The organism is Halothermothrix orenii H 168 (genome assembly GCF_000020485.1).
Classification (GTDB): domain Bacteria; phylum Bacillota; class Halanaerobiia; order Halanaerobiales; family Halothermotrichaceae; genus Halothermothrix; species Halothermothrix orenii.
Map to the genome: position 1 here is coordinate 1,166,876 of NC_011899.1, position 20,860 is coordinate 1,187,735.

Consider the following 20,860-nt stretch of genomic DNA (forward strand, 5'->3'; position numbering starts at 1 on the left):
GAGAATTGGGAATGAACCTATCTTCTATAATTATGCTTATTTTTGCCTGTATCGTGCTCTATGGAGGTTTATTTATAACGGTAAATAAAGCAGTAAAAGCCGGGCATCAAAATGAAGAGGAGTTAGAAGAAAGATAGTATCTGGAGAAACCAAAGGCCCAGACCTTGAGTCTGGGCCTTTTTAAAGTTCTTGACATAATAAGTTATGTAGTAATATTATTAATAACAGAGATAATACAAGATTCAATAATATAACATGTAAGAAACGGGGTATGATACCATGAACTTTAAATTATTTAATTTTTTCTTTTATATAACAGCAGCTGCCCTTACTTATATAAATGTTTATTTTAAAAAAATTGGGTTTACTACAGGACAAATTGGTCTTATACAATCTGTTCCTGCAGCAATTTCATTACTCGTAATGCCATTATGGGGTATGGCTTCTGATTATTTTAATTCAAATAAGCGACTACTTATTTATGCCATTACCGGGACAATAATTTTAAATCTGGTTTTTTTAACAACTGAATACTACTGGTATATATTTATTATAATGGTATTTTTTGTTATATTTCAGAAACCTGTTATTCCTCTGGCTGATGCACTATTATTAAACTATCTCGGTAAAAGGGGGAATTTATACGGGCGGTACCGGGTATGGGGTTCTATTGGATTTACCATAACTGTCTGGTTAATTGGATATTACCTTGAAAACACAAATCCAGCAAACCTTTTTTATATAAATGCTGTGGCTCTCCTGGTAGCATTATTATTTATTTTAAAAGTACCGGAAGGCAAAGAGGCAATCAGGGTAAACAGATTGAAAGAATTTACAGGTCTTTTGAAAAACATGGATTTATTTTACTTCCTTCTTTTTACTTTTTTTATCCAGCTGACACTCTTTTCCAATTATACATTTTTTCCACTCTACGTGCTCGATAATGGAAGCAGGGAATCCCTTATTGGCCTTGCTTTAACTGTTGGGGCTACCAGTGAGATGTTTATCTTTGTTTATTCAGATAATATCTTCAGGAAATTTAAAATTAAATCTATTTTTATGATATCTTCCATAGCCTTTACCCTAAGGTGGTTTTTACTGGCCTATTTTCCGGTATCATCTGTTTTCATAGGTTCCCAACTTTTGCACAGTTTAACCTTTGGCTTATTCCATGTTACAGCAGTAAATTATATAAATATTATATGTGGAGAAGACTTTAAGGCGACCGGCCAGAATTTATATGCTACAATGCTGGGAATAAGTAGTATTGTCGGTAATTATCTCGGTGGTAATATATATGAAAATATGGGTGGCAATAAGCTCTACTTTTACTGGGCTTTGATAACTTTAATATCAGGGTTAATTTATTATATAAATCTGTCCCTTAATAAAAATAAAACATATCTAGTAAACTAATTATAATCAGACTTTTTTATAATTGGTCACAAAACCGGTCTTATAAATTTTCTATTATATGGGGCTTGAAAATTTGGTTATAACAGGAATTTAGATAGGATGGAAAAAGATGGATTTAACTACAATGATAAAAGCAAAAGCCAGGGATATAGGGTTTGATATAGTGGGTATAACTTCTGCCGCTCCGTTACTAAAAGCCCGGGAGGTACTGGAAAAGCGGAAGGAGGCCGGGCAATTACCAGGTTTTACTGATGAAGATATTTTATTATCAACCACCCCCCGGATGCACCTGGAGGATGCCAGGTCCATCATAGCCCTGGCAATGTCCTATGCCAGTAAAGTAGAGTTTGATGAGGAGGTTTATATTGCCCTTTATGCCCGGGGTAAGGATTATCACACTATTATGAGGAATAAAATGAATGAGCTTATTGACTTTATAAAAAATATAAATCCAGAGTCTAACTGTAAATCATTTGTAGATACCGGACCATTACTGGATAAAGAAATAGCAGCCCGGGCAGGCCTGGGATGGATCGGGAAAAATAATTTATTAATCAACCCTGAATATGGTTCATTCCTGGTTTTGGGGGAAATATTAACCAGTCTGGAGTTAAAATATGATAATCCCATAGAAAATGGGTGTAAAAACTGTCAGGCCTGTATTCAAATGTGCCCAACAGGGGCATTAAAACCCTATTACCTGGATTTATCGCGCTGTAGAAGTAATATCACCCAAAAGACAGGTATATTATCTGAAGAAGAAAAAAAGGCTATTGGTGAAAACCTCTGGGGTTGCGATTCGTGCCAGATGGTTTGTCCTTATAACGAAAACCTTCCTCTGGACTTACATCCAGAATATAGACCGGTCCTCCCGGGAAAAATAGAAGAAGTCTTAGGTCTGACAAAGAAAAATATGGGAGATCAATGGAAGAACTCACCCATGATGTGGAGAGGGACTAATATAATTAAAAGAAATGCCTTAATAAACCTGGTCAATTTATATAACAAAGGAGTAAATATAACAGATGTGCTGGAAATTATTAAAAAGGGGTTAAAGAGTCCTTCTCCGGTTGTCCGAATCACTGCAGCGTGGGCTGCCGGTAAAATTAAGGCCAGGGAATTAAAGGACTTTATTTTAAAGTTATTGAAATCAGAAAAAGATAAGGTTGTAGAAAATTATTTTAAAAAGGTTATAAAAAGATTAAATCAATAAATATTTTATGGTTATTAGGCCAGGAGGTATATTATGATTGAAGTCTATATTAATGAAAAAAAATACAGTTTTGATAAGGGTATAACCGTTGAGGAGGTTGTAAAGGAAACATACAATGGAAATTATAGAGAAGTAGTGGGGGCAATTGTAAATAATGAAGTAGAATCGTTAAATTACAAATTAAATAACCGGAGTCAGGTTTCTTTTCTTACAATTAATGACGAAAGTGGTAACAGAATTTACCGGAGAAGTTTGTTTTTTCTATTGACCAGGGTTATATATTATTTGTATCCCGGAGCCAAGTTATCCATAGAGCATTCTCTGGGAAATGGAATTTATTGTGAATTAAATAAAAATACACCCATAACCCAGTCAGATCTTATTAAAATAAAAAAGAGAATGGAAGAACTGGTGAGAAAAGACCTGCCTATCAATAAAATAAAGGTAAACAAAGATAAACTGGAGAAAATTTATACAGAGCAGGATTTTTATGATAAAGTTAAGCTAGTTAAACAATTAGATATCTCTCAGTGGCCTGTATATGAGCTCGATGGATTTTATAACTATTTTTATAGTATTCTGGTTCCCAGTACCGGTTATCTGGATAAATTCGATATCCACTTTAAAATGCCGGGATTTATTCTATTATATCCTTTTCCCGGTTCTAATAAAGAGGTTTCAAGGTATGTAGAGCAACCAAAACTTGCCAGTATATTTTATGAATATGAAAAATGGGGAGAGATTATAAATGTAAGTAATGTCAGTGAATTAAACGAAGTAATTACTAATAATGATTATGGGGATATTATCAGAATTACAGAAGCATTACATGAAAAAAAGATCGCTTTAATTGCAGATGAAATTACAGAAAAAATAGATAATAAAAGGGTTATTTTGATTGCTGGCCCATCTTCATCCGGGAAAACTACTTTTGCCCAGAGATTATCAATTCAACTCAGGGTAAATGGATTAAGGCCAGTTGCCATTTCCACCGATGATTATTTTGTTGACCGTGATAAAACGCCACGGGATGAAGAAGGGAACCTTGATTTTGAAGCTATAGAAGCTATTGATTTGAAATTATTTAATGAACATCTGGTAAAACTTCTCCAGGGTGAAGAGGTAGAAATACCGATCTATAATTTTAAAAAGGGAAAGAGGGAACCTGTAGGCAGGCATCTAAAGATTGAGAAAGACCAGCCAATAATTATTGAAGGAATTCACGGTCTTAATGAAAGGTTAACAGCTGTAATTCCTAAGGAATTAAAATATAAAATATATGTAAGTGCCCTGACCCAGTTAAATATAGACCGTCATAACCGGATTCCAACTACCGATAATAGATTAATAAGGAGAATTGTTAGAGATTATTATTTCAGGGGCCATGACGCTGCTAAAACAATTGAATTATGGCCCGCTGTCAGGAGAGGGGAAGAAAAAAACATCTTCCCATACCAGGAAAATGCCGATATTATGTTTAATTCTGCCCTGACCTATGAACTTTCTGTATTGAAAAAATATGCCTTTCCTATTTTAAAAGAAATAAAATCAGGTCAGGATGGTTATTTTGAAGCAAAAAGATTACTGGAAATATTATCGTGTTTTAATAGTTTACCTGATGAAAAAGATATTCCCAGAACATCTATTTTAAGGGAGTTTATAGGGGGGAGTTGTTTTAAATAATTCAAATATCTAACCGGCCCTCTCTTTATCTTTCTCTATATTAAAGGTTCTGATGATAATTTCATAGGCCCTTTCCCAGTTGTTAACACGATATAATTTTTTATGGTTATTATTTAAAGACCTGTTATGATATCTATCAAATACAATTACAGGAATTTTATATTCCAGGATTTCTTTAATATTTTCAGCTTTATCTTCTATAAAAAGATTAATTCCCAATTTCCTTACCAGAGGTGCTTTATCACCCTCATGGATAAGGGTATGATAGGGTATATTATGTCTATCAAGCCAGTTTTCAGTCAGTTTCCTGTATTTTTCATCCCTGGCTGTTATTAAATAGATATAAAATCCCTTATCTATAAGCCTATTTAGTTTTTCTCCAGCCTTCCGGGCCGGTTTTGCATCCCTATAAATTTGTTGTATATTTTTTTCAAGGAATCTTTCAATTATTGATTCTGACAGGTTATAGGCTTCAGTGAAATTATAAGCATCTTTAACCCTTTTTAAGTTTTCACCAGTAAAATTACAGAGGGCCTTATGCCAGACATTATAATCATCTGGTCCTTCATCTGTAATGACACCATCTATATCTACTCCGATAATCTTTTTGTTCATATAATTTACCCCCTTTGATTTTTCATTTTTTATGTTATAATATATATGCTCCATTAATATTTACCTGGATTTAGTGAAAAATTGTTATTCTAAAATAAATATACATCAAAAATATGATAACATTTTTTGGGGCTTAAGTCCAGAGAGGGAGTCTTACTATGGCAAGTTATCCTTATTTACAGGAACTAATAAAATACTTTGAAGATAGATACCCTGCTCCCGATACTGAACTAAATTTTTCTACTCCCTTTGAATTGCTTATCGCTACAATACTTTCTGCCCAGTCAACGGACAGGCAGGTTAATAAGGTTACAAAAAAATTATTTAAGAAGTATAAAAACCCCGGGGATTTTGCTTCCCTGGATAGAAAAACCCTGGAAAGAGAAATTAACAGTATCGGATTATACCGCAACAAAAGTAAATACATTATTGAGGTCAGTAACATTTTGATAAAAGAATATGGAGGTAAAGTTCCTGGTACCAGAAAAGAGCTTTTAAAATTACCCGGTGTTGGTAGGAAAACTGCCAATGTTGTTCTGGCCTGTGCCTTTAACAAAAAAACTTTTCCGGTTGATACTCATGTCTTCAGGATTTCTAACCGGTTGGGACTGGTGAGTGCTAAAAGGACTAACGAAGCTGAAAAGCAACTGATGGAAGTTATTCCTGAAGAGAAATGGGTTGATATGCACCACTGGCTTATCTTTCATGGCAGGGAAGTCTGTAAAGCCAGGAATCCCGCCTGTCATTTCTGTGAGCTTAAACCATTCTGCAATTATTATAAAAAGGAGAATGATTAGTTTTGGTATAAACACTTTTTAATTCTTTATACCTTAAATGAGAATTAGAAATTGATTTAAATATATAGAAATTAAATATATTTGGTACTTACACAGGTAAATATGTGGTATTAAAGATAAATAATACTTTTAATCAGGGAGGTATATATTTATGAAAAAGTTTATATCTAAACTGGGTTTGGTTTTATTGTTGATAATGTTAGTAACAGCTACTGTCGCTGCAGAAAATTTATTACAGAAAGGAATTAAAGCCTATAATAATAGGGAGTACAATAAAGCCATTGATTATTTAACCAGTTACTCAGCTGAACATAAGAATAATCATCTTGGTTATTTTTATCTGGGATTGACGTATTTAAAGATGGATGAATATGACCTGGCTGTAGATTCATTAAAAGTAGCCAATAAATTGAAGGAAAATAACTATAATATTCTTGTAAATATAGGAAGGGCATATTATTATAATAAAAAATATGATGATGTTATTACATATTTAAATAAGGCAAAAGAACTGGAAAATAAAGATGATCAGGTCTATAATCTACTGGGGTTAATTTATTTAAACCGTACTGATTATCAGAAAGCTGTTTCTAATTTCAAAAAGGCGGTAGAACTTGATAGTGATAATTATTATGCTTTGAACAATCTTGGCTTTTCTTTTATCCTTCAGGGTAAATACGAAGAAGCAGAGATTTATTTAGAAAAGGCTGTCAAGTTGAACCCTCCGGTAGCTTTTATTTATAATAATTACGGTATTACTAAAGAAAACCTGAGTAAATTAAAAGAAGCATTAAAGGCATATAAAAAGGCCCTTGAGGTTAACCCCGATTATCAGAAAGCTGCCAGAAATGTGGAGAGGGTTAAAAAACTTATTGAAAAAGGAGAATAATATTCAACAGAGGATGAATATTAATACATAAACTGGTTAAAATTTATTATCTAAATAAAATCTGTTTTGCGAAAAAACATGTAAAAAAATAAAACAATGGAAGGTTTTAACATAATTCCCTGTTTTTAAAAACAGGGAATTTTTTTATAATTTTTCTTGACAATTTCATATCTTGATAATATAATAATTAACTAAATAAACAGGTATATTTATTCACCGGGGAGGTGAAAAAATAAACCTACTTTGTATTATGGAGTTGTAAGGGTTTGTTTCCTTTAAGCAAGTAATTAACAATTAAGAGGAGGAGTAGAGAAGTTGAGTAGAAAAATATATGTGAACGGGTGTATTGTAGATGAGAAGGATGCGAAGGTATCGGTATTTGACCATGGTTATTTATATGGAGACGGTATATTTGAGGGTATAAGGGCTTACAATGGCCGTGTTTTTAAATTAAAAGAGCATATTGAGAGGTTATATAAATCTGCTAAAACCATCATGCTCGAGATACCCCTTACCCCTGAAGAAATGGAAGAAGCTATTTTAGAAACAATAAGGGCCAATAATTTAATGGATGCCTATATAAGGGTTGTCATATCCAGGGGGGTCGGAGACCTGGGTTTAGATCCCAGAAAGTGTAAGAAACCAACTGTAGTTATTATTGCCAGTAAAATAAAACTGTATGATCAGGAATTATATGAAAAGGGACTTAAGGTAGTTACCATACCTACCCGGAGAAATGGACCGGAAATGGTTAATCCCAGAGTAAAGTCCCTGAATTATTTAAATAATATTATGGCCAGGATTGAAGCCAATCTGGCCGGTGCTCCTGAAGCAATTATTTTGAACGATGAGGGTTATGTAGCTGAATGTACCGGTGATAATATCTTTATTATTGAAGGTGATGAACTTATTACCCCACCGAAATATGCCGGTATTTTAAGGGGTATAAAGAGGGATGTGGCTATGGAAATAGCCAGGGACCTGGGTTTAAATGTTAAGGAAGAATTATTTACAAGGTATGATGTCTTTAATGCTGATGAATGTTTCCTGACTGGAACTGCTGCAGAAGTAATACCGGTTATTGAAGTTGATGGAAGACAGGTTGGTGAAGGAAAACCGGGTAAATATACCAAAAAAATAATAGAAGAATTTAGGCGGATTGCAAATTCTACAGGAGTTACCATTTATCCCAAAAATGAAGTCAGGGTATCATAGAGAGTAGAAAAGTAGCAAAGGAGGTTGTTTTATTGGGGAGTGAAACAATAACACAAGGTTTTAAGAGGGCCCCCCATAGATCTTTATTATATGCGTTAGGTCTAGATGAAAAGGAGTTAGAAAAACCAATAATAGGTATTGCCAGCTCTTACAGTGAAATCATACCTGGTCATAAGCACCTTGATAAGATTGCAGAAGCTGTAAAGTATGGGGTTTACAGTGCCGGTGGGACACCGGTCATTTTTTCTACAATCGGGGTCTGTGATGGTATTGCTATGGGGCATTCTGGTATGAAATATTCACTGGCCAGTCGAGAAATAATAGCTGATTCAGTGGAAACAGTTGTCAGAGCCCACCAGTTTGATGGGTTAGTTTTAGTACCCAACTGTGATAAGATTGTTCCTGGAATGTTGATGGCAGCGGCCAGATTAGATATTCCAGCTATCGTTGTCAGTGGAGGACCCATGCTTGCCGGTGATTATCAGGGCAAGTCGCTGGATCTTCATAATGTCTTTGAAGCAGTTGGTGAAGTGAAAGCGGGTAAAATTACAGAAGGAGAACTGGAAAATATAGAAAAAGCGGCCTGTCCCGGGTGTGGGTCATGTGCCGGAATGTTTACGGCAAATTCAATGAACTGCTTAACAGAAGTGCTGGGGATGGCTTTACCCGGAAACGGAACTATTCCTGCAGTTTATGCTGAAAGGATCAGGCTTGCCAAAAAGTCAGGTAGACAGATTATAAATCTTGTCGAAAAAAATATTAAACCTTCAGATATTATGACCCGGGAGGCTTTTAAAAATGCTATCTGTGTTGATATGGCCCTTGGATGTTCTACCAATACAGCCCTGCATCTACCGGCAATAGCCCACGAGGCTGGTCTTGATTTAGAACTTGATTTATTTAACGATATAAGTAGGAAAGTACCTCACATTTGTAGTCTGACACCAGCTGGAATTTATCACATAGAAGACTTATACAGGGTTGGCGGTATTCCAGCTGTTATGAAAGAACTCAGTGAGAAGGATTTAATACAGCTTGATCAGCTTACCGTAACTGGAGATACTGTTGGCACTAACATAAGTAGAGTAGGTTATATTGATCATAAAATTATACGTCCTGTAAGTAATCCCTATCACAATCAGGGAGGGCTGGCTGTCTTAAAGGGGAATATTGCTCCCGGTGGTTCAGTAGTAAAGCAGGCAGCAGTAGCTGACAGTATGATGGTCCATAGAGGTCCAGCCCGGGTTTTTAAAGGTGAAGAGGAAGCTGTTGATGCCATCATTAATGGTCAGATCAGCGAAGGGGATGTTGTAGTTATAACTTACGAAGGTCCCAGGGGCGGACCCGGAATGAGAGAGATGTTAACCCCTACCTCCGCCCTGGCTGGTCTTGGCCTTGATGATAAAGTTGCCCTTATTACTGATGGGCGTTTTTCCGGTGCTACCCGGGGAGCTGCCATTGGTCATGTTTCTCCTGAAGCAGCGTCAGGTGGACCTATTGGAATTATCCAGGACGGCGATATTATAGAAATTGATATTCCTGCTAAATCTCTAAATGTAGACATATCAGAGGAAGAATTTGAGAAGAGAATGAGTAATTTTAATCCTGAATTACCTGACATATCAGGTTATCTGGGTCGATATGCTAAACATGTTTCTTCTGCAAGTACCGGAGCAGTTTTAGAATGATTTATTTAATGGTTTATAAAAAGTAAATATTAACGAGTATTAGAGAGTAGGGAGTAGTTGAGAAGGGTATTAACAATGCTTATTTTTCTATGTAATAGATAACCCTGGGTTAACTACACCCAGGGTTTTCTTATATTCACAGGAAATGGAGGTGGGATGGTATGTCACTTATGACCGGGGCTGAAATTGTTGTTCAATCTCTCCTTAAAGAGAAGGTTAAAGATATTTTTGGTTATCCAGGAGGAGCGGTATTACCTATATATGATGTTTTATATGATTCCCCTATAAATCATTATCTTACCAGGCACGAACAGGGAGCCATACATGCAGCTGATGGTTATGCCCGCAGTACCGGAGAGGTTGGTGTCTGTATAGCTACCTCTGGTCCAGGGAGTACCAACCTGGTTACCGGTCTGGCAACAGCTTATATGGATTCTGTACCTGTAGTTGCCTTTACAGGTCAGGTAACTACTAATTTTATAGGAAAAGACGCCTTCCAGGAGGCTGATATAAGGGGAATAACTATTCCTATAACCAAACACAATTACCTGGTTACTGATATTCAAGACCTGGCCAGAACCATAAAAGAAGCCTTTTATCTGGCCAGAACGGGAAGGCCGGGTCCTGTATTAATAGATATCCCTAAAGATATTACCAGGGATAAATGTGAATTTGTTTATCCAGATAAAGTTGAGCTTCCGGGTTATGATCCAACCTACAGGGGACATAAACTACAGATTAACAAGGCTGCCCATGAAATAAATAAAGCAGAGAAGCCTGTTATTTTTGCCGGAGGTGGAGTAATAGCCTCAGAGGCCTCAACAGAATTAAGAAAACTGGTTAAAAAGTCCAGTATTCCGATTACAACTTCATTAATGGGGCTTGGTATATATCCTGAAAATGATTTTTTGTCTCTGGGAATGCCGGGTATGCATGGTACCAGGTATGCCAATTATGCTATATCTGAAGCTGACCTTTTAGTAGCTGTTGGGGTCAGGTTTGATGACAGGGTTACCGGTAAGATAGAAGAATTCGCTCCAGACGCAAAAATAATTCATATTGATATTGACCCGGCTGAGATATGTAAAAATGTTGAAGCCCATATACCCATTGTAGGGGATGCCAGAAATATTTTAAAAGAATTATTACCCCTTATCGAGCATAAAGAACGTGGTGCCTGGCTTCAGCAAATTAAAGAATGGAAGGAAAAAAATCCATTAAAATATGAACAGAGTGAAACCAATATAAAACCACAATATGTTATTGAAAAATTATATGAACTGACCGGTGGAGAGGCAATAATCTCTACTGAGGTAGGTCAAAATCAAATGTGGGCTGCCCAGTATTATAAGTACAGTCACCCTAGAACATTCTTATCATCCGGTGGACTGGGAACCATGGGTTATGGCTTTCCAGCAGCTATAGGGGCTCAGGTTGGTAACCCGGACAGGGTTGTTATTGATATTGCCGGTGATGGTAGTATCCAGATGAACATCCAGGAACTGGCTACTGTTAGTAATTATAATTTACCTGTAAAAATAATTATCCTCAATAATAGTTATCTGGGTATGGTCCGGCAGTGGCAGGAATTATTCTATGATAAAAGGTATTCATCCACAGGCCTAAAAAATCCAGATTTTATTAAACTGGCTGAAGCTTACGGTGTCTATGCCCTAAAAATAGATAAAAAAGATGAGGTGAAACCGGCTTTAGAAAAGATCCTATCGGTTAATGGCCCTGCTTTACTGGATGTCAGAATTGAGGAAGAAGAAAATGTATTTCCCATGGTACCACAGGGAGCAGGAATTAAAAAAATGATAGGAGGTTAACAGTTATGACTCATATACTTTCGGTATCTGTTTTAAATAAGCCGGGTGTTTTAACCAGAATCGCCAGCCTTTTTAGCCGGAGGAATTTTAATATTGAAAGCCTGAATGTGGGCCATACAGAAAATCCGGAAATATCCAGGATGACAATTGTTGTCAAGGGGGATGACAGGGTTCTGGAGCAGGTGAAAAAACAGCTCCATAAATTAATAGATGTTATTAAAATTACAGAATTAAATCAGGATTCACTGGTCAGTAGGGACCTGGCTTTAATAAGGGTAAACTGTCCCCGGAAACAGAGAACAGAAGTTATTCAGATTGCTGATACTTTCAGGGCCAAGATTGTTGATGTGGCTTATGATAGTATGATGATTGAAACTACAGGAACTGAAGACAAAATTGAGGCTTTAATTGAAGTCTTAAAGGATTTTGGAATAATTGAGGTAGTCAGAACCGGTTTAGTTGCTTTAAGCCGGGGGCTTGACCTCCAGGGTAAAAATCAGAAAATAAGTTAAAGGAGTGGTTATTGTTATGATTCATGTCTATTATGATAAAGACGCCAACCTGGGATTACTTGAGGAAAAGATGATTGCTGTACTGGGTTATGGGAGCCAGGGTCATGCCCAGGCCCAGAACTTAAAGGATAGTGGTCTAAATGTTATAGTTGGATTAAGGAAAGGTTCCAGTAGCTGGAAAAAAGCAGAAAGTGATGGGTTTAGGGTATTTAAGACCAGTGAGGCAGTTAAAAGGGCCGATATCATTCAGGTATTGATACCTGATGAAGTTCAGAGTAGAGTCTATAAAGAGGATATTGAACCATACTTAGAAGAAGGTAATGCCCTGGTATTTTCACATGGATTTAATATTCATTTTGGACAGATAGTTCCTCCCGATAATGTTGATATTTTCATGGTTGCCCCAAAAAGCCCGGGACACCTTGTCAGGAGAATGTATCTTGAAGGAAAAGGCGTTCCAGGGTTACTGGCAGTAGAGCAGGATTATTCAGGTAAGGCTAAAGAACTGGGATTGGCCTATGCTAAAGGAATTGGTTGTACAAAAGCTGGTGTAATTGAGACTACCTTTAAAGAAGAGACCGAAACTGATCTTTTTGGGGAACAGGCAGTTCTCTGTGGTGGTGTTACTTCACTGGTTAAGGCAGGTTTTGAGGTCCTGGTTGAAGCAGGTTATCAGCCAGAAATAGCATATTTCGAATGTCTCAATGAATTAAAGTTAATAGTTGATCTTATGTTTGAAGGTGGGTTAACAAAGATGAGGCATTCTATAAGTGATACGGCCCAGTATGGAGACCTTATGGTGGGGCCGAGGATTGTAAATGATAATGTAAAGGATGAAATGAGAAGCGTATTGAAGGAAATTCAGTCAGGGGAATTTGCCAAAAAGTGGATTCTGGAAAACAAGGCTAACCGGCCGGTATTTAATGCCTTAACCAGTAAGGATGAAAATCACCTGATTGAAAAGGTGGGTAAAAAATTAAGGGATATGATGCCCTGGATTAATGAATAGAAGGTGTGTTTAAAATGGGTGAGGTTAAAATATTTGATACAACGTTAAGGGATGGCGAGCAGTCTCCCGGCGTCAGTCTTATTCCTGAAGAAAAACTTGCTATAGCTAAACAGCTCGCCAGGATGAAAGTTGATGTTATTGAGGCAGGTTTTCCAATTTCTTCACCGGGGGATTTTGAGGCTGTTCAGATTATCAGCGAGAATATCAGAGATGTTGAGGTGGCTGCCCTGGCCCGGAGCAGGAAAAAGGATATAGACCGGGCCTGGGAAGCACTAAGAAATGGAGGGGATCCTAGAATTCATGTATTTATTGCTACCTCTCCTATTCATATGAAATATAAATTAAAATTGTCTGAGGAACAGGTTATAGAAAAAGCAGTTGAGGCTGTAAAATATGCCTCTAAATACACATCCAATATTGAATTTTCTGCTGAGGATGCTTCCCGGAGCCAACCTGTTTTTTTATATCGGCTCTTTGAAAGGGTTATTAATGCGGGGGCGAAGGTTATTAATATACCTGATACTGTCGGTTATGCGATTCCTGAAGAGTTTGGTAAATTAATAAGAGATATAAAAGAAAATGTTTCCAATATTGATAAGGTTGATATCAGTGTTCACTGCCATAACGACCTCGGTCTGGCTGTGGCCAATAGTCTGGCGGCGGTAGAGAATGGAGCCAACCAGATTGAGGTTGCTGTTAATGGTATTGGTGAAAGGGCAGGTAATACAGCACTTGAAGAGATTATTATGGCCCTTTATACCCGGAAGGATTTTTACAATATCGGGATAAACCAGGATACAACCCAGATTGCGAGATTGAGCAAACTGGTTTCAAATTTAACCGGGATGACTATCCAGCCCAATAAAGCTATTGTCGGGGCCAATGCTTTTGCCCATGAATCAGGTATTCACCAGGATGGTGTCATTAAAGAAAGAACTACCTATGAAATTATGGATGCCCGGACAATAGGTCTTAAGGATAATAAACTGGTTCTGGGTAAACATTCAGGACGACATGCCTTTCGGGAGTTTATTCAAAAACTTGGTTATGATATAGATGACGAAACTTTTGAAGAGATTTTTATTGAATTTAAGAAACTGGCTGATAAGAAGAAAAATATTACCCATGTTGAAATTGAAGCACTTATCGATAATCATTATCATACTTTTGATAAGGTTTATGAACTGGATTACTTATCGGTTAATACCGGTAACAAAGTTCTACCGACAGCGACAATAAAGCTTAAAAAGGAGAATAATATCATTGAAAAAGCTGCCTGTAGTGGTGATGGACCGGTTGATGCTATTTTTCAGGCTATCAATGAAATTGTCGGTATAGATGATATTAAATTAATTTCATACCATATTAATGCTGTTACTGAAGGTAAGGATGCCCTGGGTGAAGTTATAGTTAAAACTAAAATTGAGGATAACACCTATACTGGACATAGTGCTATGACTGATATTACTGAAGCCAGTGCCCTTGCTTATCTCGAAACCATTAATAAATTTTTAACATCAGAACAAACAAGGCAGACAACTTCTGCACAAGAAGGCATTTAAAAGGAGGTTAAAATAATGGGTATGACTATGATTGAAAAAATAATTGCGGCCCATACCAATAGAGATAAGGTAAAACCAGGTGATATAGTGAATGCCAGGATTGACTTTGTCCTGGGAAATGATGTCACCACTCCTGTTGCCGTAAAAGAATTCAATAAGATCGGGATTGATGAGGTCTTTGATCAGGATAGAATAGCTATTGTACCAGACCATTTTACCCCCAATAAAGATATTAAATCTGCTGAACAGTGTAAATTTATTAGGGAATTTGCCCGGGATAAAGGGATTCATAATTACTTTGAAATAGGAGAAATGGGGATTGAACACTGTCTTTTGCCCGAAAAGGGGCTTGCTTTACCAGGTGAAATAATAATTGGAGCTGATTCTCATACCTGTACTTATGGGGCCCTGGGGGCTTTTGCTACCGGAGTTGGGAGTACCGATATGGCAGCAGCTATGGCAACAGGTTATACCTGGTTTAAAGTTCCATCGACTATCCAATTTGTTTATAATGGGGAACTTAAACCCTGGGTCAGTGGTAAGGATTTAATCCTGTATACTATTGGTGATATTGGTGTTGACGGGGCCCTTTACAGGGCCATGGAGTTTACAGGGGAAACCATTGAAAATCTTTCCATGGATAATAGAATGACCATATCCAACATGGCCATTGAGGCCGGTGGGAAATGTGGACTTATCGCTCCTGACGAAAAAACCTTTAAATATCTAGAAAATAGGGCTCAAAGGGATTATACACCATGTTACAGCGATGATGATGCTGAATATGAAAAGGTTATAGAATATGATGTCAGTGATATTGAGCCCCAGGTTGCATTTCCCCATTTACCTGAAAACACCAGGCCTATTAGTGAGGAAGGTGATATAAAAATTGATCAGGCAGTAATCGGTTCCTGTACAAATGGTAGAATGGAGGATTTAAGGATAGCAGCCGGTATTTTAAAGGAGAAACAGGTCCATCATGATGTCAGGTGTATTGTAATACCGGGTACTCAGGATATTTATAAGCAGGCTCTCAAGGAAGGACTTATTGAAATCTTTATTGAGGCCGGTGCAGCTGTCAGTACACCTACCTGTGGTCCCTGTCTGGGAGGTCACATGGGTATACTGGCCCGTGGAGAAAAGGCCATTGCTACAACAAATCGTAATTTTGTGGGGAGAATGGGTCATCCTGAAAGTGAAGTTTATCTAGCTAATCCTGCAGTAGCCGCTGCTTCTGCTATAAAAGGGTATATAGCCCACCCGGAGGAGGTTTTATAATGAAACTTAAGGGAAGAGTACTTAAATATGGTGATAATGTTGATACTGATGTAATTATTCCGGCACGTTACCTGAATACATCAAACCCGGATGAGCTTGCCCGTCATTGCATGGAGGATATAGACCCTGATTTTGCCAGTAAAGTAAAGGATGGAGATATTATAGTTGCTGGAAAAAATTTCGGTTCAGGTAGTTCCAGGGAACATGCCCCCCTCGCTATAAAATCGGCTGGGGTCTCCTGTGTTATTGCGGAGAGTTTTGCCAGGATTTTTTATCGAAATGCAATCAACATTGGTTTACCTATTTTAGAATGCAAGGATGTTACTGACAGGATAGAAGAGGGGGACTTAGTAGAAGTTGATTTAAATGAAGGTAAAATTAAGTTACCAGAAAAAAATATAAATATTGATTCAACACCCTTTCCCTCTTTTATGCAGGAAATTATTAAAGCAGGTGGGTTAATTGAAAAAATTAAAGGGGGAATAAAACATGCTTAAAATTGCTGTAATACCCGGGGATGGAATTGGAAAAGAGGTTACCGATCAGGGTCTTAAGGTTATGGAATATTTAAATGGTAAAAATGGATTACAGTTAACCCTTGATAAATTCGAACTGGGTGCTGAAAGGTATCTAAAAAATGGAGAAGTTTTGCCTGAAAAAGTTTTGAAAAAACTTGAAACATATAATTCTATATATCTGGGGGCAGTGGGGGATCCACGGGTTCCAGCCGGTGTCCTGGAACAGGGTATATTGTTGAAACTTAGATTTTATTTTGACCAGTATGTTAATCTAAGACCGGTTAAACTTTTTAAAGATGACTTTTCACCGTTAAAAAACAAAGGGGTTAATGACATTGATTTTACAGTGATCAGGGAAAACACTGAAGGGTTATATGCCGGGGTAGGTGGATTTTTAAAGAAGAATACCCCTGATGAAGTAGCCATCCAGGAGATGGTTAATACCCGGAAGGGTGTTGACAGGGTTATAAAATATGCTTTTGAATATGCCCTCAAATATGGAAAAGAACCCAAGGTTACCCTGTGTGATAAGAGCAATGTATTAACCTATGCCCATAATCTCTGGCAGAGGGCCTTTAAGGATATTGCTGTAACTTATCCCCGGGTTGAAACTGACCATTTTCTGGTTGATGCCATTACCATGAAGATGGTAAGAAATCCTGAAATATTTGATGTTATTGTTACCTGTAATATGTTCGGTGATATTATTACAGACCTGGGGGCTGAACTTCAGGGTGGTATGGGCCTGGCCGTTTCCGGAAACATTAACCCAGACAGTGTTTCCATGTTTGAACCCGTTCATGGTTCTGCTCCGGATATTGCCGGTCAAAATAAAGCAAATCCACTGGCTGCTATTCTGGCGGTTGGGATGATGTTGAAACATCTCGGTTATTCTAATCTGGGCGACCGGGTAGAAAAGGCTGTGGAACAGGCCCTGAAGGAAAATCAGGTAACCCCGGATATGGGAGGAAATTTATCGACTGATGAAGTTGGTAATTATATTGTAACTTTATTAAAACAGGACAGGGAAGGTGAGGATGATGAGTAGTGGGATTAGTCTCACTTTATGATACTACATTAAGGGATGGGGCCCAGGGAGAAGGTATTTCCTTTTCCCTGGATGATAAATTAAAAATTGTTTATAGACTTGATGAGCTGGGTATAGATTACATCGAGGGTGGCTGGCCCGGATCCAATCCCAAGGATGAGGAATTTTTTAAGAAAGTTAGAAATCTAAAACTAAATAATGCCCGGATTGTGGCCTTCAGTTCTACCCGGAGACCGGGTATTAAAGTTGAAAATGACTCCAATATCTTAAAATTACTGGAAGCAGGGGTTGACACCGTTACCATTTTTGCAAAAAGCTGGGATTTCCATGTAACCCATGCTCTCGAAATAACCCTCGATGACAATCTGGATTTAATATTTGATACAGTATCATTTTTGAAAGATAAGGGACTTAAGGTGTTTTTTGATGCTGAGCATTTTTTCGATGGTTTTGAGGCAAATCCTGATTATACTCTTAAAACAATATTAACTGCCCAAGATGCTGGTGCTGATCTAATCGTTTTATGTGATACCAATGGAGGACAATTGACCAGCCAAATAGAGAATACAATAAAAAAAGTAAAGGAAAAGGTTTCTGTGCCTCTGGGTATTCATTTACATAATGACGGGGGACTCGGTGTGGCTAATTCACTGGCTGCCTATGAAAATGGGATCTCCCAGATTCAGGGAACAATTGGTGGTATTGGGGAACGATGTGGTAATGCAGACCTATGTAGTATTATTCCTGCCTTAAAGGTTAAGTATAACGAAGATGTGATAACTGAAGAACAGTTATCTAAATTAAAGTCAGTATACCATTATGTAATGGAAATAGCTAACCTCATTCCTCAGAATCAAACACCATATGTAGGCAGGAGTGCTTTTACCCATAAAGGGGGTATTCATGTCAGTGCCCTTCAGAAAAATCCGGCCACTTATGAACATATTGAGCCAGAAAAGGTTGGAAACAGGAGGCGGGTCCTGGTATCGGAACTTTCAGGGAAGAGTAATTTAAAATATAAGTTAAAAGAACTGGGTTTCAATATTGATAATTTCACAAAAGCCGAATTATCTAGACTTACAAAAAAAATAAAGTTTCTCGAACATAAAGGTTATCAGTTTGAAGGGGCTGATGCCTCCTTTAATCTTCTTGTTAATAGAGAATACGGAAACCATAAACCCTTTTTTACTGTTAATGATTTTAAAATAATCAGTCATAACTCCGGTGAAATGACCAATTCAGAAGCTGTTATTAAGCTTGTTGTGAATAATGAAAAGGTTCATGTTGCGGCTGAAGGTGATGGCCCTGTCAATGCCCTTGATAATGCTTTAAGAAAGGGTCTTAGAACATTTTTCCCTGAGATTAAAAATATGAAATTAATAGATTATAAAGTACGGGTGTTAAATGGTGACCGGGGGACAGCAGCCAAAGTAAGGGTTTTAATTGAAACATCAAATGGTGAAGATACCTGGACTACAGTTGGTGTTTCAACAAACATTATTCAGGCCAGCTGGCAGGCTCTGATAGACAGTATTGAATATGGGTTATTAATTCACGAAAAAAAGCTTGAATAATTATAAATGTTATGGTATACTAATAAAAAATTAAAAATTTAAAGACAATGAAGAGGACTAAGCCATCTCGGAGTTGAATCCTGAACGGTTTATCTATGTAAATAAACCAAGTAAGGAATTCCGGTTTGATACCGTTATTAATCAAGGTAAATCCTGAATGATACCGGGGGTTTACCTGTTGAGGTTATTTTCGTGAGAAAATAACAAAGCCGGGTGGTACCGTGTTTATGATAACATCCCTGCCTTCTAGGGCAGGGATTTTTTAATGTCCATAAAAAAAGGAGGTTTATAAAGTGGATAGAGGTTTTTTTGCCAGCAGGTTAAAGAGGATGGAAAACAAAGAATTAAGTGAATTTATGAGCCTTATCGGTAGAGATGATATAATTTCATTCGCTGGAGGTATTCCAGATGAAAAAATTTTCCCGGTAAAGGAACTAAAACAACTCATTAATAAACTTATAAATATAAAAGGGCACAGCCTTTTTCAGTACAGCAGTACTGATGGAAAAAAGAATCTTAAAGAATATCTTGTTAATTACCTTAAAGGGCAGGAAATTACGGTCAATGAAAACCAAATTTTAATTACAACAGGTTCCCAGCAGGGTCTTGATCTTCTGGCAAAACTATTTTTAAACCCGGGGGATACAGTTGCCGTTGAAGACCCAGGTTATGTAGGGGGAATCGGAGCAATTAATAGTTATGAGGCCAGGATAATGGGGATTGAAGTTGATGAAAATGGACTCAGGATTGATATATTAGAGAAGTTATTGAAAGAGGGGGAGAAAATAAAATTTCTTTATCTGGTGCCAGACTATTCTAATCCGTCAGGGATGACCCTCTCCTTAAAACGGCGTTATAAGTTGCTGAAGCTGGCTAACAGGTATAACTTTTATATTATTGAAGATACCCCGTACCGGGAATTGAGTTTTTATAATAAACCCCTTCCTGCTTTAAAGAGTATTGATAATAATGAAAAGGTAATATACCTCGGTAGTTTTTCAAAATATTTTATGCCAGGTTTCAGGATTGGCTGGATATGTGGACCTGAAAAAATCATTGAATTACTGACCACTGCCAAGCAGAATACCGATCTGGCGTCAAATACCCTGGGACAGGAACTTATTGCCTATGCCGGCCAGGAAGGGATAATTCAGGAACAGATAAAAAAAATAAGACCATATTACCGTCAAAAATTAGTAAAAATGGAAGAAGGTTTAACAAAATACTTTCCGGAATGCTGTTCCTGGAAAAGACCTGAAGGGGGATTTTTCTTCTGGGTAAAACTACCGACTGGAATAAAGAGTAAAAAGTTATTAAAGCAGGCGATAAAAAACAGGGTTGCCTTTGTTACCGGCAATTCATTCTGTTCAGATTATAGAAGAGGGGATAATTATATCAGGTTATCTTTTTCAAATAATACCCTGTCTGAAATTGATAAGGGGTTGAGTATACTGGGAAAAGTTATTAATAATTTTTAAATCAGGATATAATACAGAAGGAAAATATTTATTAATCAAGAATTATTCAAGTATACAGAAGATTTTATAATACCAGGAAAGGAGTAGACGTAATGGGTGAATATACTAAGGGACGAACTTTCCTCGGAAGATTACCGAAAGGTGGTGACCTTTTACAGGAATTAACGAAAGTTGTTAGGGAAAATAATATTGAAACAGGTGTTTTTATGTTAATCGGAGCAGTGGAAAAAGCAAAATTCGGTTATTATTTACAGGATGAGAGGGAGTTTTTTTTTAAAGAAATAGATGAACACCTTGAGATAGTTAGCTGTAAGGGAAATATTTCATTATTGAATGGAGAACCCTTTGTTCATGCCCATATTATTGTATCAGACGAAAATGGAAATACCTATGGGGGGCATCTGTCAGAGGAAACAACTATTTTTGCAGCTGAATATTTTATTCAGGAATTAATAGGAGAAAAACTTGAGAGAACTTTTGATAAGAAAACAGGTCTCTCATTGTGGTCAATGTAAGGTTCTAAATGAAGGGAGGGG

At 37.2% G+C, this 20,860-nt stretch carries 19 protein-coding genes; 18 read left to right on the forward strand and 1 reads right to left on the reverse strand.

The features are described 5' to 3' along the window. Positions 1-11 precede the first annotated feature (11 nt). The 4 genes from HORE_RS12790 to HORE_RS05640 all read left to right on the forward strand — a co-directional run bounded on the left by HORE_RS12790 (position 12) and on the right by HORE_RS05640 (position 4,312). Positions 12-137 carry a MetS family NSS transporter small subunit gene (locus HORE_RS12790; RefSeq protein WP_143710032.1) on the forward strand — a complete coding sequence of 42 codons (126 nt, stop codon included), beginning with the start codon at positions 12-14 and terminating at the stop codon, positions 135-137. Positions 138-279: 142 nt separating this feature from the next. Further along, positions 280-1,416, forward strand: coding sequence for an MFS transporter (locus tag HORE_RS05630; RefSeq protein WP_012636014.1), 1,137 nt, complete (start codon positions 280-282; stop codon positions 1,414-1,416). Positions 1,417-1,525: 109 nt separating this feature from the next. Further along, positions 1,526-2,629 (forward strand): tRNA epoxyqueuosine(34) reductase QueG, encoded by a 1,104-nt coding sequence (gene queG, locus HORE_RS05635; protein ID WP_012636015.1) that lies wholly within the window; start codon positions 1,526-1,528, stop codon positions 2,627-2,629. A gap of 33 nt (positions 2,630-2,662) precedes the next feature. Then, positions 2,663-4,312 carry a nucleoside kinase gene (locus tag HORE_RS05640; RefSeq protein ID WP_012636016.1) on the forward strand — a complete coding sequence of 550 codons (1,650 nt, stop codon included), beginning with the start codon at positions 2,663-2,665 and terminating at the stop codon, positions 4,310-4,312. Positions 4,313-4,321: 9 nt separating this feature from the next. On the opposite strand, the gene HORE_RS05645 is transcribed toward HORE_RS05640, so the two are convergent. Continuing rightward, positions 4,322-4,927 (reverse strand): 5' nucleotidase, NT5C type, encoded by a 606-nt coding sequence (locus HORE_RS05645; RefSeq protein WP_012636017.1) that lies wholly within the window; start codon positions 4,925-4,927, stop codon positions 4,322-4,324. Between the two features lie 158 nt (positions 4,928-5,085). Here HORE_RS05645 and nth point away from each other — a divergent pair, with 158 nt between their 5' ends. The 14 genes from nth (at position 5,086) to HORE_RS05715 (ending at position 20,839) form a co-directional block, all read left to right on the forward strand. After that, positions 5,086-5,724: an endonuclease III gene (nth, locus tag HORE_RS05650; protein ID WP_012636018.1), complete on the forward strand. Its 639-nt coding sequence runs from the start codon at positions 5,086-5,088 to the stop codon at positions 5,722-5,724. Between the two features lie 151 nt (positions 5,725-5,875). Further along, the gene (locus HORE_RS05655; protein WP_012636019.1) at positions 5,876-6,613 is read left to right on the forward strand and encodes a tetratricopeptide repeat protein; all 738 of its coding nucleotides are present in this window, start codon (positions 5,876-5,878) and stop codon (positions 6,611-6,613) included. Between the two features lie 315 nt (positions 6,614-6,928). Beyond that, complete coding sequence (gene ilvE / locus HORE_RS05660; RefSeq protein ID WP_012636020.1) at positions 6,929-7,828, forward strand: branched-chain-amino-acid transaminase; 900 nt, start codon at positions 6,929-6,931, stop codon at positions 7,826-7,828. 32 nt (positions 7,829-7,860) lie between these two features. Further along, a complete protein-coding gene (ilvD, locus tag HORE_RS05665; RefSeq protein ID WP_012636021.1) occupies positions 7,861-9,516 on the forward strand; it encodes a dihydroxy-acid dehydratase in 1,656 nt (551 codons plus the stop codon). A gap of 161 nt (positions 9,517-9,677) precedes the next feature. Next, complete coding sequence (ilvB, locus tag HORE_RS05670) at positions 9,678-11,345, forward strand: biosynthetic-type acetolactate synthase large subunit (protein WP_012636022.1); 1,668 nt, start codon at positions 9,678-9,680, stop codon at positions 11,343-11,345. Between the two features lie 5 nt (positions 11,346-11,350). After that, the gene (ilvN, locus tag HORE_RS05675) at positions 11,351-11,857 is read left to right on the forward strand and encodes an acetolactate synthase small subunit (protein WP_012636023.1); all 507 of its coding nucleotides are present in this window, start codon (positions 11,351-11,353) and stop codon (positions 11,855-11,857) included. 16 nt (positions 11,858-11,873) lie between these two features. Further along, entirely contained in the window at positions 11,874-12,866 is a 993-nt protein-coding gene (gene ilvC, locus HORE_RS05680) for a ketol-acid reductoisomerase (RefSeq protein ID WP_012636024.1), read from the forward strand. Between the two features lie 14 nt (positions 12,867-12,880). Further along, positions 12,881-14,428 (forward strand): 2-isopropylmalate synthase, encoded by a 1,548-nt coding sequence (locus tag HORE_RS05685; RefSeq protein ID WP_012636025.1) that lies wholly within the window; start codon positions 12,881-12,883, stop codon positions 14,426-14,428. A 15-nt stretch (positions 14,429-14,443) separates the two neighbouring features. Further along, positions 14,444-15,706 (forward strand): 3-isopropylmalate dehydratase large subunit, encoded by a 1,263-nt coding sequence (gene leuC / locus HORE_RS05690; RefSeq protein WP_012636026.1) that lies wholly within the window; start codon positions 14,444-14,446, stop codon positions 15,704-15,706. Further along, complete coding sequence (gene leuD / locus HORE_RS05695; protein WP_012636027.1) at positions 15,706-16,203, forward strand: 3-isopropylmalate dehydratase small subunit; 498 nt, start codon at positions 15,706-15,708, stop codon at positions 16,201-16,203. The genes leuC and leuD overlap by 1 nt, the downstream gene beginning before the upstream one ends. After that, positions 16,196-17,272, forward strand: a complete 1,077-nt coding sequence (locus HORE_RS05700; RefSeq protein ID WP_012636028.1) for a 3-isopropylmalate dehydrogenase — start codon at positions 16,196-16,198, stop codon at positions 17,270-17,272. Before leuD ends, HORE_RS05700 begins: the two co-directional genes overlap by 8 nt. Continuing rightward, positions 17,272-18,846 (forward strand): citramalate synthase, encoded by a 1,575-nt coding sequence (gene cimA / locus HORE_RS05705; RefSeq protein ID WP_012636029.1) that lies wholly within the window; start codon positions 17,272-17,274, stop codon positions 18,844-18,846. The genes HORE_RS05700 and cimA overlap by 1 nt, the downstream gene beginning before the upstream one ends. 293 nt (positions 18,847-19,139) lie before the next feature. Continuing rightward, complete coding sequence (locus HORE_RS05710) at positions 19,140-20,324, forward strand: aminotransferase-like domain-containing protein (RefSeq protein WP_012636030.1); 1,185 nt, start codon at positions 19,140-19,142, stop codon at positions 20,322-20,324. Positions 20,325-20,416: 92 nt separating this feature from the next. Next, complete coding sequence (locus tag HORE_RS05715; protein WP_012636031.1) at positions 20,417-20,839, forward strand: PPC domain-containing DNA-binding protein; 423 nt, start codon at positions 20,417-20,419, stop codon at positions 20,837-20,839. Positions 20,840-20,860 lie beyond the last annotated feature (21 nt).